General features: G+C 72.3%; 12 protein-coding genes. 8 read left to right on the forward strand and 4 right to left on the reverse strand.

Annotated features, from left to right (window positions below):
* Positions 1-4: 4 nt before the first annotated feature.
* The 8 genes from AS594_RS27340 (at position 5) to AS594_RS27380 (ending at position 11038) form a co-directional block, all read left to right on the forward strand.
* Positions 5-2230, forward strand: a complete 2226-nt coding sequence (locus AS594_RS27340) for a molybdopterin oxidoreductase family protein (RefSeq protein ID WP_069929506.1) — start codon at positions 5-7, stop codon at positions 2228-2230.
* A 120-nt stretch (positions 2231-2350) separates the two neighbouring features.
* Positions 2351-3760 (forward strand): CitMHS family transporter, encoded by a 1410-nt coding sequence (locus AS594_RS27345; RefSeq protein WP_069935457.1) that lies wholly within the window; start codon positions 2351-2353, stop codon positions 3758-3760.
* Positions 3760-5001: an MFS transporter gene (locus AS594_RS27350; protein WP_069929508.1), complete on the forward strand. Its 1242-nt coding sequence runs from the start codon at positions 3760-3762 to the stop codon at positions 4999-5001. Before AS594_RS27345 ends, AS594_RS27350 begins: the two co-directional genes overlap by 1 nt.
* A 129-nt stretch (positions 5002-5130) precedes the next feature.
* Positions 5131-5769 carry a hypothetical protein gene (locus AS594_RS27355; RefSeq protein ID WP_069935458.1) on the forward strand — a complete coding sequence of 213 codons (639 nt, stop codon included), beginning with the start codon at positions 5131-5133 and terminating at the stop codon, positions 5767-5769.
* 304 nt (positions 5770-6073) lie between these two features.
* A complete protein-coding gene (locus AS594_RS41330; protein ID WP_420877902.1) occupies positions 6074-6703 on the forward strand; it encodes a class F sortase in 630 nt (209 codons plus the stop codon).
* Between the two features lie 227 nt (positions 6704-6930).
* The gene (locus AS594_RS27370; protein WP_069929511.1) at positions 6931-8325 is read left to right on the forward strand and encodes an aldehyde dehydrogenase family protein; all 1395 of its coding nucleotides are present in this window, start codon (positions 6931-6933) and stop codon (positions 8323-8325) included.
* Between the two features lie 20 nt (positions 8326-8345).
* Entirely contained in the window at positions 8346-9431 is a 1086-nt protein-coding gene (locus AS594_RS27375; protein WP_069935459.1) for a Zn-dependent alcohol dehydrogenase, read from the forward strand.
* A 233-nt stretch (positions 9432-9664) separates the two neighbouring features.
* Positions 9665-11038, forward strand: a complete 1374-nt coding sequence (locus AS594_RS27380) for an MFS transporter (protein ID WP_069929513.1) — start codon at positions 9665-9667, stop codon at positions 11036-11038.
* 134 nt (positions 11039-11172) lie between these two features.
* On the opposite strand, the gene AS594_RS27385 is transcribed toward AS594_RS27380, so the two are convergent.
* Genes AS594_RS27385 through AS594_RS46325 form a run of 4 tightly spaced genes read right to left on the reverse strand, consistent with a single transcriptional unit; the run spans position 11173 to position 14481 of the window.
* Positions 11173-11973 (reverse strand): isocitrate lyase/PEP mutase family protein, encoded by an 801-nt coding sequence (locus AS594_RS27385; protein ID WP_069929514.1) that lies wholly within the window; start codon positions 11971-11973, stop codon positions 11173-11175.
* A complete protein-coding gene (locus tag AS594_RS27390; RefSeq protein ID WP_069929515.1) occupies positions 11970-12737 on the reverse strand; it encodes a hypothetical protein in 768 nt (255 codons plus the stop codon). Before AS594_RS27390 ends, AS594_RS27385 begins: the two co-directional genes overlap by 4 nt.
* Complete coding sequence (locus AS594_RS46320; protein ID WP_240509095.1) at positions 12734-13609, reverse strand: hypothetical protein; 876 nt, start codon at positions 13607-13609, stop codon at positions 12734-12736. Before AS594_RS46320 ends, AS594_RS27390 begins: the two co-directional genes overlap by 4 nt.
* A gap of 32 nt (positions 13610-13641) precedes the next feature.
* The gene (locus tag AS594_RS46325; RefSeq protein WP_240509096.1) at positions 13642-14481 is read right to left on the reverse strand and encodes an IS1634 family transposase; all 840 of its coding nucleotides are present in this window, start codon (positions 14479-14481) and stop codon (positions 13642-13644) included.
* Position 14482: the final 1 nt, after the last annotated feature.

Raw genomic sequence — 14482 nt, forward strand, 5'->3', positions numbered from 1 at the left:
GCTCATGCCCGGTCAAGACGAAGCCACAGCGTCCCGCACCGCCCTGCGCATCTGTCCGCTCTGCGAAGCCACCTGTGGCCTGACCCTCACCATCGAGGGGACCAGGGTCACCGGCGCGCGCGGTGATCGCGACGACGTTTTCAGCCGGGGGTTCATCTGCCCCAAGGGAGCGTCCTTCGGTGAGCTCGACGCCGACCCCGACCGGCTGACCGGGCCCCTCGTCCGCGAGGACGGCGTGCTGCGGGAGGCGACCTGGAGCGAGGCATTCGACCTCGTCGCCGCCCGGATGCGACCCCTGATCGAGGAGTACGGACCGCACGCGGTCGGCGTCGTACTCGGCAACCCCAACGTCCACACCATGGCCGGCGCGCTCTATCCGCCCGTCCTGCTCTCGCTGCTGCGCACCCGCAGCCTCTTCACCGCCAGCACCGTCGACCAGATGCCTAAGCACGTCTCCAGCGGACTGCTCTTCGGCGACCCGTTCGCCATCCCGGTGCCCGACCTCGACCGTACGGACCACCTGCTGCTGCTGGGCGCCAACCCCCTGGACTCCAACGGCAGCCTGTGCACCGCCCCCGACTTCCCCGGCAAGCTCAAGGCGCTGCGCCGCCGAGGCGGCACGCTCGTCGTCGTCGATCCGCGCCGCACCCGCACCGCGAAGCTCGCCGACCGGCACGTCGCCATCAGGCCCGGCACGGACGCCCTGCTGCTGGCGGCGCTCGCCCAGGTCCTCTTCGAGGAGAAGCTGGCCGCCCCCGGTGTCCTGGAGGAGTACGTCGAAGGGCTGGCCGAAGTCCGCGAAGCCGTACGGGACTTCACGCCGGAGGCCGTGGCCGCCGCCTGCGACGTACCCGCCGACGAGATCCGGCTGCTGGCCCGCGGGCTCGCCGCCGCGCCCACCGCAGCCGTGTACGGCCGCGTCGGCAGTTCCACCGTCGAGTTCGGGACGCTGGCCAACTGGCTCGTCGACGTACTGAACATCCTCACCGGCAACCTCGACCGCCCCGGCGGCGCCCTCTTCCCGCTCTCGGCCACCGTGCCCTCGCCGAAGCCGGCCGGGCCCGGCAAGGGGTTCGCGCTCGGCCGCTGGAAGAGCCGCGTGGCCGGCCACGCCGAGGCCAAGGGAGAGCTGCCGCTGGCCGCGCTCGCCGAGGAGATCGACACCCCGGGGGAGGGCCGGGTGCGCGCGCTCGTGGCCATCGCCGCCAACCCCGTGCTCTCCGCGCCCGACGGGCTGCGCCTCGACCGCGCCCTGAGCGAGCACCTGGACTTCATGGTCAGCGTCGACCCCTATCTCAACGAGACGTCACGGCACGCCGATGTCGTCCTGCCTCCGCCGCCGCCCTCCCGGAGCGCCCACTTCGACTTCGCCTTCAACGGCTTCGCCGTGCACAACCAGGCGCGCTACACGCCCGCCGCCGTCCCGCTGGACGAGGGGCGCATGGACGAGAGCGAGATCCACGCCCGGCTGATCCTGGCGGTGAGCGGCATGCACGGCGCCGACCCGTCGGCCGTGGACGACCTGGTGATCGAGCGCGCCCTCACCAAGGCCGTCGCCGAACCGCACTCGCCCGTCCACGGCGGCGACCCGGCGGAACTCGCCGCCGCGCTCACCGGCCGCGGCGGACCCGAGCGGCGGCTCGACATGATGCTGCGCCTGGGCCCGTACGACCTGACCCTCCAGGATCTGCTGGCCCATCCGCACGGTGTCGACCTCGGCCCGCTCCGGCCGCGTCTTCCGCAGGTACTGAAGACCCGCAGCGGGAAGATCGAACTGCTGCCACGGCCCGTCGCCGCAGACCTGCCCCGGCTGCGGCGCGCGCTGGACGAACGGCCCGCGGCGCTCGTCCTCGTGGGCCGCCGCCATCTGCGGTCCAACAACAGCTGGATGCACAACATCGCGTCGCTCAACGGCGGCAGCAACCGCTGCACCCTCCAGGTCCACCCGGACGACGCGGCGCGGCTCGGCCTCACGGACGGAAAGCAGGCTCGGATCAGCGCGGAGGGAGGGGAGCTGGAGGTTCCGGTCGAGGTGACGGACGCGGTGCGCGGCGGAGTGGTGAGCCTGCCGCACGGCTGGGGGCACGACCGGGACGGCGTCCGGATGGCGGTCGCCGCGGCCACCCCCGGGGTCAACGTCAATCAGCTGCTCGACGGGAGCCGGCTCGACCCGCTGTCGGGCACGGCGGTGCTCAACGGGTTCCCCGTCGACGTGACACCCATATCGTGACCTGGGGTTTTGCGCTTATTGCTCGCGTGTCAACATCTTGTTAACGCGTTGGACGGCGACCTAACGTCAACGAACCGCCTGGCCTGGTGGGAGTTCAAGGGCGAACGTTAGGTACCCCAAATGCTGACAATCCTCGGATTCGGCATGATCGCGACTTTCCTGGTCCTGATCATGATGAAGAAGATGTCGCCGATCGCGGCGCTGGTGCTGATCCCGGCACTGTTCTGTGTGTTCGTCGGGCAGGGCGCCAAGCTCGGCGACTACGTCCTCGAAGGTGTGGGAAACCTCGCGCCCACCGCCGCGATGCTGATGTTCGCCATCGTGTACTTCGGCGTGATGATCGACGTGGGTCTCTTCGACCCGATCGTGCGCGGCATCCTGCGCTTCTGCAAGGCGGACCCCATGCGGGTCGTGGTCGGAACAGCCGTCCTCGCCGCCATCGTCTCCCTCGACGGCGACGGCTCGACCACCTTCATGATCACCGTCTCGGCGATGTACCCGCTGTACAAGCGGCTCGGGATGAGCCTGGTCGTGATGACCGGTGTCGCCGCCACGGCGAACGGCGTCATGAACACCCTTCCCTGGGGCGGGCCGACCGCCCGCGCCGCCACCGCGCTGAAGCTCGACGCGGCGGACATCTTCGTGCCGATGATCCCGGCCCTCGCCGTGGGCCTGCTGTTCGTCTTCGTGCTGGCGTACGTGCTGGGCCTGCGGGAGCGCAAGCGGCTCGGGTACCTCACGCTGGACGAGGTGGTCGAGGCGCAGGCCGACGTGCTGGTCGCGGCCGGTGGCGGCGGCGGCGAGGAGCCGCGCAAGAGCGCCGGTGGCGCCGGTGACGGTACGGAGGCGGCCGACGCCGGTCCGGCGTACGCCGCCGACGGCGAGGGTTTCCAGGGGCTCGACCCCGACCGCCCGACACTGCGCCCGAAGCTCTACTGGTTCAACGCCGGGCTCACCGTCGCGCTGCTCACCGCCATGATCATGGAGCTGCTGCCGATCCCGGTCCTCTTCCTGATCGGCGCGGCCCTCGCCCTCACGGTCAACTACCCGAACATGGCCGACCAGAAGGCCCGTATCGCCGCCCACGCCGACAACGTGCTCAACGTCGCCGGCATGGTCTTCGCGGCCGCCGTGTTCACCGGCGTCCTCACCGGCACCGGCATGGTCAAGCACATGGCCGACTGGCTCGTCGGCGCGATCCCCGAGGGCATGGGCCCCCACATGGCGATCGTGACCGGCCTGTTGAGCCTGCCGCTGACGTACTTCATGTCCAACGACGGCTTCTACTTCGGTGTCCTGCCCGTACTCGCCGAAGCGGGCGCGGCGCACGGAGTGTCGTCGCTGGAGATCGCCCGCGCCTCGCTCGTCGGCCAGGCGCTCCACATGTCGAGCCCGCTGGTACCCGCCGTGTACGTCCTGGTCGGCATGGCCAAGGTCGAGTTCGGCGACCACACCAGGTTCACCGTCAAGTGGGCCGCGCTCACCTCGCTGGTGGTCCTCGCCGCCGGAATCGTGTTCGGCATCATCTGATGCGCGGCAGGGGGTGGTTGCTGCGCCTCGTCATCGCCTTCGGCTTCGCGCAGGCGGCGGTGTCGATGGCGCGGCCGGCCGTCTCGTACCGGGCCCTCTCCCTGGGCGCGGACGAGCGGGCGGTCGGAGTGATCGCCGGCGTGTACGCGCTGCTGCCGCTGTTCGCGGCCGTACCGCTGGGGCGCAGGACGGATCACGGGCGGTGCGCCCCGCTGCTGCCGGCCGGTGTGGTCCTGATCGCGGCCGGCTGCGCCCTCAGCGGTACGGCGAACTCCCGTGCCGCGATGGCCGCCTGGAGCGGGGTGATGGGTCTCGGGCACCTGTGCTTCGTCATCGGGGCGCAGTCGATCGTCGCCCGCCAGTCCGCCCCGGCCGAACAGGACCGCAACTTCGGCCACTTCACCATCGGCGCCTCCCTCGGCCAGCTCGTCGGACCGGTCGCCGCCGGGGCGCTCGTGTCCGGGCACGACGGTGCGATGGGCCGCACCAGCGCCCTCGCCCTGGTCGTCTCGGCCGGTGTCGCGGCGGTGTCGTTCACCTCGCTCTGGCGGATCGAGCGGCGGGCGGAGGGCGCGGCGCGCAAGGAAGGCGCCGCCAAGGTCCCCGTCCACCGCATCCTGCGTACGCGGGGCGTGCCGGCCGGCATCCTCATCAGCCTCGCGGTCCTCTCCGCGACCGACGTCCTCACCGCGTACCTCCCCGTCGTCGGTGAGCACCGGGGCATCGCCCCTTCCGTCGTCGGCCTGCTGCTCAGCCTGCGGGCCGCGGCGACGATCGCCTGCCGTCTGGTCATGACGCCGATGATCCGGCTGCTCGGCCGCACCGCGCTGATGACCGTCAGCTGCCTGCTGGCCGGGCTGCTGTGCGCGGGGATCGCACTGCCGGTCCCGGTGTGGGCGCTGGCGCTGATGCTGGCCGCCCTCGGCTTCTGCCTCGGCGTCGGACAGCCCCTCTCGATGACCACGGTGGTCCAGGCATCGCCGCCGGAGGCGCGTTCGACCGCCCTGGCCCTGCGGCTGACCGGCAACCGCCTCGGGCAGGTCGCGGCGCCGGCGTCGGCGGGTCTGGTGGCGGGCGTGGCGGGCACGGCGGCGCCGTTTCTGATGCTGGGGGTGCTCCTCGTGGGCGCGTCGGTGCTCGCGGTGCGGGCGCCGGGACCGCGCGGCTCCTCCCCGGACGCCCGTGGGAGCGGGGTGGAACGGGTGCGGAAGGGGCCCGTTCGCTCGGGCGGCAGACACTGACTGTCGGCCAGTCAGGTCATATCTGACATCTTCTCAGCGTTTCGAGGCTTCTTCTCGCCCGATATGTGACATCTAATCAGGCGATCGAGTGATCAGTACGACAATCATCTCGGCTTGAAGGAGCCCCGCATGACCACCTCGGCATCTCTTCGCTTCCACGGTGTCCGCCCGGGCATGGCCGCCCTCGCCACGCTGGCCCTCGCAGGGGTGTCCCTGTGGGGCGCGCCGGCCGCCCTCGCGGTGGAGGGCGACAGTGGAGACATCAAGATCCACAAGTCCGGAACCCGCGCCGCCGACACCAACGACCACTACGAGGTCTGCACGTTCAGCATGGCCGCGTCCAACTTCGAGGGAGTGAAGCTGGTCAACTGGACGGTCACTCCGCCGCAGCCGAAGACCCCCGTCGAGCCCATCCTGTCGGGTGGCCTCGTACTCATGAACGGCAAGGGCAACACCGCGGACTACTCGCTCCCGGACGGTCACTACCAGCTCAGCTGGACGTTCCCGGGCGGCGTCCCGAAGCAGAAGATCTTCAAGGTCAACTGCGCGAAGAAGCAGGACAACAAGCCCGCTCCGCGTGGCGCCGTACCCGCGGGCGGCGGCGGCGCGGCGGACATCGGCACCGGCACGGGTACGGGCACGGGCACGGGCACCGAGACCGACGACGGCTCCTCGGCCATGGCGCCCGCTCTGGTCGCGGGTGCCGCGGGAGTGGCCGGGCTGATGTTCGTACGTCGGGCACGCCGCCGCGCAAATGGCGCCGCGTAACACCCGCTACCGCCGCCGGCTCGGGCCGAGCCGGGGACTGCGCCTGGCCATGACGGCGACCGCGACGGTGACGTTGGTGACCGGTGTCGTCCGGGGGTGCGGCGAATCGCCCCCGGACGCGCCGGTCGTCACCGCCGCTCACGACACCGCCGCTCACGACACGGCCGCCAAGAACCCGGCGCCCGAGCCGAAGCCGGCGGCGCCGTCCCCGCCGGCGACGAAGCCGGCGGTTCCGACGCCGGGGGTGGCGACGCCGGTGGTGCCGGTGCCGGCGGCGCCCAAGCCGGTGGTACCGACTCCCGCGGTGTCCCGGCCGGCGGTAGCGTCACCGGTGGCGAAGCCGGTGGTTCCGACACCGGCCGTCACCACCGCGGCGACCAAATCGGCGGCGCCCCGCCCGGTCCCGCCCCCGTCCGCGGCGGTGAAGCCGGCTCCCAAGCCGGCCGCCCGCCCGGTACATCCGCCGCTGCCGCACTCGCCGCCGCTGAGTGTGGCCGTTCCCGCCATCACCATCGAGGCGCCCGTCGTCGGCCTCGGACTCGAACCGCAGGGCCACCTGGCCGCCCCGCAGGTCGACAACCCGCGCCTGGTGGGCTGGTACCGCGACGGCCCGACCCCCGGCGAGGCGGGAACCTCCCTCCTCGTCGGCCACCGGGACACCCGGACCGGACCGGCCATCTTCCTCAACCTCAACGCACTCGTCCCCGGTGACGTCGTCCACGTCACCCGGGAGGACCACCGGATCGCGGTGTTCACCGTCGACGCCGTGCGGACGTACAAGAAGGAGGCATTCCCCGACGCCGAGGTGTACGGCGCGAGGGCCGGCCGCCCCGAGCTGCGGATCCTGACCTGCGGCGGCACCTTCGACAAGAAGACCGGATACGCCTCGAACGTCGTCGTCTTCGCCCATCTCACGGACGTGAAGTACGTGTAGCAGCGCCCCTCGACCCACCAGACCGCCCGTCGGTCCGGTCGAGGGGCTCTCGCGCGCCCGGCCTCCGCCGAAGGACCTCACCACGCCCCCGATCCCACCCGGGCCGCGCCGCCGTACCGGGCGCCGGCCGTCGCACCCGGGGACTTGGGGCCCTGGCGCACAAAAACTAACAGCGCTAGTTTGGGTTGTGGACGACTACGGCAGCTCAGCAGCTCTGGAGGATTGCGATGAAGGCCCATGACGCGATGTACATCGGCGGCCGGTGGCGGCCCGCCGCCGGCCAGGACACGATCGCGGTCGTGAACCCGGCCGACGAGCAGGTCATCGGCCACGTCCCGGCCGGTACCGCCGAGGACGTCGACACGGCGGTACGGGCCGCCCGCGACGCCTTCACCGGCTGGGCCGCGACCCCGCCCGCCGAGCGCGCCGCGAAGATCGGCGCGCTGCGTGACGTGCTGGTGGCCCGCAAGGACGAGATCGCGGAAACCGTGACCGCCGAGCTGGGCGCGCCGCTGGGCTTCTCGCAGATGGTGCACGCGGGTGTGCCGATCCTGGTCGCCGGTTCGTACGCCGAGCTGGCCGCGACGTACTCCTTCGAGGAGAAGGTCGGGAACTCCACCGTGCTCCTGGAGCCGGTGGGCGTGGTCGGCGCGATCACACCGTGGAACTACCCGCTCCACCAGATCGTCGCGAAGGTGGCTCCCGCGCTCGCCGCCGGCTGCACGGTCGTCCTCAAGCCCGCCGAGGACACCCCGCTGACCGCCCAGCTCTTCGCCGAGGCCGTGGACGAGGCCGGTATCCCCGCCGGCGTCTTCAACCTGGTCACCGGCCTCGGTCCGGTCGCCGGACAGGCGCTCGCCGAACACGAGGGTGTCGACCTCGTCTCCTTCACCGGCTCCACCGCCGTCGGCAAGCAGATCGGTGCGACGGCGGGCGCCGCGGTCAAGCGCGTCGCGCTGGAGCTGGGCGGCAAGTCGGCCAACGTCATCCTGCCGAGCGCCGACCTGGCCAAGGCGGTCGGCGTCGGCATCGCCAACGTCATGGGCAACTCCGGCCAGACGTGCAGCGCCTGGACCCGGATGCTGGTCCACGAGGACCAGTACGACGAGGCCGTGGCCACCGCCGCCGCCGCCGTGGCGAAGTACACCGTCGGCGACCGTGTCGGCCCGCTGGTCAACGCCAAGCAGCAGGCACGCGTGCGCGGTTACATCGAGAAGGGCGTCGAGGAGGGCGCGCGCGTCGTCGCGGGCGGCCCCGAGGCTCCGCTCGACAAGGGGTACTACGTCGCCCCCACCGTCTTCGCGGACGTCACCCCGGAGATGACCATCGCGCAGGAGGAGATCTTCGGACCGGTCGTCTCCATCCTGAAGTACACCGACGAGGCCGAGGCGCTGCGCATCGCCAACGGCACGGTCTACGGCCTCGCGGGCGCCGTCTGGGCGGCCGACGACGCCGAGGCCGTGGCCTTCGCGCGCCGCATGGACACCGGGCAGGTCGACATCAACGGCGGCCGTTTCAACCCGCTCGCGCCCTTCGGCGGCTACAAGCAGTCGGGCGTCGGCCGCGAGCTGGGCTCGCACGGCCTCTCCGAGTACCTCCAGACCAAGTCCCTCCAGTTCTGAGCCGGGGAGCCACCCACACCATGTCCCGCGTCCGCGCCGCAGTCCTGTCCGCCGTCGGTGCTCCACTGGAGATCACCGACATCGACCTTCCGGCCACCGGCCCCGGCCGGGTGAGGGTCCGTCTCGCCGCCGCCGGGGTCTGCCACTCCGACCTCTCCCTCTCCAACGGCACGATGAGGGTGCCGGTTCCCGCCGTACTCGGCCACGAGGGCGCGGGCACCGTCGTGTCCGTGGGGGAGGGCGTCACGCACGTCGCCCCCGGTGACGCGGTCGCCCTCAACTGGGCTCCGTCCTGCGGCGCTTGCCACCACTGCGGCATCGGCGAGGTGTGGCTGTGCGCCAACGCCCTGTCCGGCACCGGTGATGTGTACGCCCGTACCGCCGACGGCACCGACCTCCACCCCGGCCTGAACGTCGCCGCGTTCGCCGAGGAGACCGTCGTCGCCGCGAACTGTGTCCTGCCCGTGCCCGACGGCATCCCCCTCACCGACGCCGCGCTGCTCGGCTGCGCGGTCCTCACCGGTTACGGAGCCGTCCACCACAGCGCGCGGGTCCGCGAGGGCGAGTCGGTCGCCGTCTTCGGCGTCGGCGGGGTCGGACTCGCCGTCCTCCAGTCCGCCCGCATCGCCGGGGCCGGGCGGATCGTCGCCGTCGACGTCTCGCCGGAGAAGGAGGAACTGGCGCGGGCCGCCGGAGCCACCGACTTCCTGATCGCCTCCGAGACGACGGCCAGGGAGATCCGCAAGCTCACCGGCGGGCAGGGGGCGGACGTCGCGATCGAGTGCGTGGGCCGGGCCGTCACCATCCGTACGGCCTGGGACTCCACCCGGCGCGGCGGCCGCACCACGGTCGTCGGCATCGGCGGCAAGGACCAGCAGGTCACCTTCAACGCCCTGGAGATCTTCCACTTCGGCCGTACGCTGACGGGCTGCGTGTACGGGAACTCCGACCCGGCGCGCGACCTGCCCGTACTCGCCGGGCACATCCGCGCCGGCCGCCTCGACCTGGGCAGCATGGTCACGGAAAAGATCGGGCTCGACGGCATTCCCGCCGCCTTCGACAACATGATCGCGGGCAAGGGCGGTCGCGCGCTGGTCGTCTTCTAACGCCTTCCCGGGGCGATTCACGCCCCACCCCGGCACCCCGGCCGCCCCTGCGCGGCCGGGGTGCTCGTGCTGCCCGCGGACGGGTCGCGGCGGGGACGGGCGAGGCGGCGGGAAAGTCGCGGCCCCGGACCCGTTGACCTCCGTACCATCCGGTCGGTACGGTCCCGGCACGTCTCGGAGCCACCCCCCTCTCGTCCCCCTCCCCGCCCCGCACCCACCGGAGTGTGCACCGCATGGACACGGCATCTTCCCCGCTCACGGGCACCACGGCAGCCACGCCGGACGACCGCAACCGGCGCAAGGTGGCAACCGCCGCCGCCCTCGCCTCGGCCGTCGAGTGGTACGACTACTTCGTCTTCGGCATCGCCGCGGCCCTCGTGCTCGGCGACCTGTACTTCCCGTCCGGCAGCTCGTCGGCGGGCGTGCTCGCCGCCTTCGCGACCTTCGCCGTCGGCTTCCTCGCCCGCCCCGTCGGCGGTGTCATCGCCGGCCACTTCGGCGACAAGCACGGCCGCAAGCCGATGCTGGTCCTGGCCCTGACGCTGATGGGCCTGGCCACCACCGGCATCGGCCTCCTGCCGACGTACGAGACCATCGGCATCGCCGCACCCGTCCTGCTCGTCCTGCTCCGCGTCATGCAGGGCATCGCCGTCGGCGCCCAGTGGGGCGGCGCGATGCTGATGGCCACGGAGTACGCCCCCGAGGGCAAGCGCGGCCTGTACGGAAGCCTGGTGCAGCTGGGCGTTCCCATCGGCGTCGTCACGGCGAACACCGTCTTCCTCGTCGCGGGCGCCACGACCAGCGAGAGCGCGTTCGCGTCCTGGGGCTGGCGGGTGCCGTTCTTCGTCGGCGTGCTGGTGCTGGTGCTCGCCTGGTACATCCACACACGGGTCGAGGAGACCCCGGCCTTCCGGGAGGCCGAGCAGGCGCTGGCGGAGCAGGAGAAGGGCGCGGCGCGCTCACCACTGCGTACGATCCTGACCAAGCACCTCGGCACGGTCTTCCTCGCGGGCGGGTCGTTCGCCGTCAACACCGCGACCTTCTACATCATCATCACCGGGGTGCTGGACTACGCGACCCGCGAACTGGAGATGGAACGCAGCGCGGTCCTCGCCGTCTCCCTGTGCGTCAGCCTCACCCAGCTCGTCCTGATCCCCGCCTCGGCGGCGCTCTCCGACCGCATCGGCCGGCTGCGCATCTACGCACTGGGCGCGGTGGGGCTGCTGGTGTGGGCGGTGCCGATGTTCCTGCTGATCGACACGAAGTCGCTGCTGTGGCTGGCGGTCGGCACGTTCGTGACCAGCTGCTTCCTGAGCATCATGTACGGGCCGCAGGCGGCGCTGTTCGCCGAGCTGTTCACCGCGGAGATGCGGTACACGGGGGCGTCGCTGGGCTACCAGATCGCGGCGGTCTTCGGCGGCGGCCTGGCGCCGTTCATGATGGTGCTGCTGCTCGAGGCGACCGGCACGTCGATGGCGGTGTCGGCGTACATCATCGGGCTGGCTGTCATCGCCCTGGTCTCGATCAAGATCCTGGCCAACCGGGCGGCGGCGGCCGAGGCCGCTCCGGCCGAGGCGGCGCACGCCGAGGCGCCGGCCGGGTCCTGACCCCGCCTCGGGCCTTCCGGGCCGCCGGCTGGGCGGGAACCTTCCCGCTCAGCCGGCGGCCCGCGGCCCGTGCGGCGTGGGAGCGGCGGGAGCCCGGGGCGGGCGCAGTGCCCGTGCCCGCCCTCCCGGCTCCGTCACATCCGGTACGCGTCCGCCCAGCCGTCGGCCACCGCGTACGCCACCACGCCCCCGGCGTCCGCGTCCCCCTCGCCGCGGGCCACCGCGCCGGCCAGGTCCACCGCGTGCTGAACAGCCGCCCGGAACAGGAGCGATCCCGTGCTCACCCTGGCCACCCCCAGCTCCGCCAGACGCGCGACCGTCAGCCGGCCGGGCGCGTACAGGATGTTCAGCGGCGCCCTGTACTCCGCCGTCAGGGCCGCGATCACCGGCTCGTCCTGCAATCCGGGTACGAACAAGCCGTCCGCGCCCGCCTCCTGGTAGGCGGTCAGCCGCCGCGCCGTCTCGCCGGTATGGCCCGGCAGCCAGTACGTGTCCGTGCGCGCGTTGACGAACAGCGTCGGCGCGGCCTCCTTCATGGCACCGATCAGTTCCCGCTGGAGGGGCAGCGGCGCGAGGGTGCCGTCCGGGCGGCCGTCCTCGATGTTCACCCCGGCCACTCCCGCCCGTACGAGATCCGCCGCGAGCGCCGCGATCGAGTCCGCGTCCGCGCCGAAGCCGCCCTCGATGTCCACGGTGACGGGGACCGGAAGCCGCGCGAGCCCGCGCCCGAGGCGGAGCGTCTCTTCCCGTGCCGTGCCGGTCGCGTCCGGTTTGCCGGCGGCCGAGGCGACGCCGAGGCTGGTCGTACCGATGGCGGCGAAACCGGCCGCGGCGAGTGCGGCGGCGGAGGCGTGGTCCCAGGCGTTGGGGAGGACGAGCGGGGTCCCGGGCCGGTGGTGCAGGTCGCGGAACGCGTCGTACCGGTGCTGGTTCACGAGCGGTTGTCCTCCAGGAGTACGTCGAGCACGCCGCAGGCCAGGGCCAGGGCGTGCCGTGATCCGGGGCACGGGCGGATGCCGTGGCCGAAGGGGGCGTCGGCGGACGCCAGGTCCACGGGAACGTCGCTGCCCTTGGGCACGGGCCGGCCGTCCAGCGCGGCTCCGGCGGCGGCGACGCGCCGCGTGCGGCGCACGGGCGGGGCCAGGCGCAGGGTGTCGGCCACCAAGTCATCGACGGGGAGGCCGGTTCGGCGCTCGGCCGCCCGGGCGAGGGCGTTGACGATCAGTGCGGCGGTGGCGTCGCAGGTCTGCACGAGAAGCCCGATCCGGTTCGCGACGCTCTCGGGCCCGCCGTCCGGGAGCAGGCCGGCCAGGGTGCGTACGCCCTGGTCGGCGCGTGCCGTCAGCTCCGGTGCCGCGCCGGGTTGGTACGCCGCCGCCACCGCACGCGTCGCGGCGACGACCTCCCCGCGCGCCCCGAGCGCGGCGCCCAGGACGGCCACCGGTACATAGGGCGCCGCGTCCGGGGCGGCTGTCCGGGTCAGAACCCTGGCGGCTTCCCGCAGGGCGGCGGGGTCGAGGCGCGCCAACTCGCCCTCGGCCAGGGCCCGGCGACGGGTGTGCGCGGCGCCGTTGCTGAAGCGGGCCACGCTTGCGCGCAGCCAGCGCATGGTGCCGGGCGCGCCGCCGGAGGGCGCTCGCGGCACGAGGAACCGGGGGTCGCGGAGCACGGCGCGGGCGTCCGGGGTGGATGTCGTCATGCCCCTGAAGGTAGGGCCGTGACCGTTCGGCGCGCGCCGAACTGTGCTGGAGCGGGTCCGCCGCACGGGACGAGGGGCGCGGCACGTGAACGGGCGGCGCGTCGGCCGCGCCGTACTAGACCCGTACTTCGCGGGTGACCGTTTTTGGTCTGTGGCCAGCGGGTTTGCGTGATGTCGGTGTCGAGTAGGTCGAGGAGGTGGAGTTGGACGCCGCGGTTGATCTGGACGGTTGGCGGGTCGGTGACGTTGCCGATCCGCAGGGTGAGTTCGCCGAGCTGGTAGAGGATCATCCGGCCGGTGGGGCGGACGCGGCGGTTGTCCGGGTAGAGGCCGGGCATGGTCTCGTCGGGGCCGAGCGCGCGTCTAACCTGCCGCTCAATCAGGCAGAAGACGAGCAGGGCCAGGCAGATGACCTGGATCAGCGCGGCGACGCGCCGGTTGTGCTGCACGAAGACCGGTGCCACCGCGAGGGGGCCCTTGAAGTCGTGGTAACGCCGTTCGACGGTGCCCTGGCCCTTGTAATGGATAAGGACGTGGGCCGGGCCGGCTTTCTCGGCCGGGACGCTGGTGATCGGCGCCCACCAGCCGTCGACGGCTGTTTCGGCTCCCAGTACGTCCTGGTCGAAGTGCCAGGTGAGGCTGGGGGTGCCGTGCTCGTCGGTGGTGATGTGCCAGCGCAGGCAGGAGGTGACGCGGCGCTTGGTCGCGATGACGCCGATCCTGGCAACGATCTTCTCTCTGGTCTTGTAGTGCCGTCCGCCCGCCGCGGCGGTGAGCCTGTCGAGGTCTTCGGCGGCTTTGGCCAGTCGTTTGGCCCGGGCAGCCTGCTGGCCGGCCGCGACGGCGGTGGAGTGGACCAGGATCCGGCGCACGGTCAGCGGCGGATCGCTTTTGCGGCGGCCGGTCAGCGTGTGGGTGTCCTCCAGGACCCGGTAGGTCTCCCGTTCCGCCTCGGGTTTCCTCTCGTCCCGTCAGGCACCCGGTCGACGGGCTCGCCCCGCTGAGGATCCAGGACCGCGTAGACCTCGTCCTTGATCTGCGCGGCTGGGACGGGCGCGACGAACTCCACCCCGGCCTCAAGCAGGGCGGTGATGTTGGAGTAGGACACCAGCTTGGAGTCGGCGACCATCAAGAACTCGCGGGTGCCGGCCATCGCTTTGAGGTCGTTCATCGCGCCGACGACCTGACGGACCTCGGCGGCGGCGCCGTCGAAGACCCGGGAGTGCACGGGGATCCCGCCGTCGGCCGTCACCGCGAGCCCGGTCTGGATCTGCTTCAGGTCCAGCCGCCGGTCCTTGGGATGCCCGTTGCAGGCGATCAGCGGGTACTGCTCGTCCTGGTCCTGGGCGGGGAAGGCGCCGTGGACGGACATGCTGGTCATGTCCCAGTGCAGCCGCGAGACGTCGATCCCGAACTCGGTGATCGCCCGCGCGCCGACGGTGCCGGCGGCGACTTCCAGCTTCGGGGCGATCGCGTCCAGCGCACGGGCCAGGCGATCGTCGTTGAGGAGGTCTGGTGTGATGCCGAAGACCTCCTCCACCGCCCAGGTGCGGGCCCAGTCCCCGACGCGCACCAGCGGTGCGGGCGAGGTCAGCCGGTTGGCCACCAGCGCCTCGATGACCTGCCCGTGCGTCAGATGCGCGCTCGCGCCGCCTGGACACACCTCGTCGACGATCCCGGCCACGTCCAGCCGGCGCAGAAACTCGGCAGCGACAGGCAGAGCGCCCAGACGCTTTTCCACCACG

This window comes from Streptomyces agglomeratus (assembly GCF_001746415.1).
Taxonomy (GTDB): Bacteria; Actinomycetota; Actinomycetes; order Streptomycetales; family Streptomycetaceae; genus Streptomyces; species Streptomyces agglomeratus.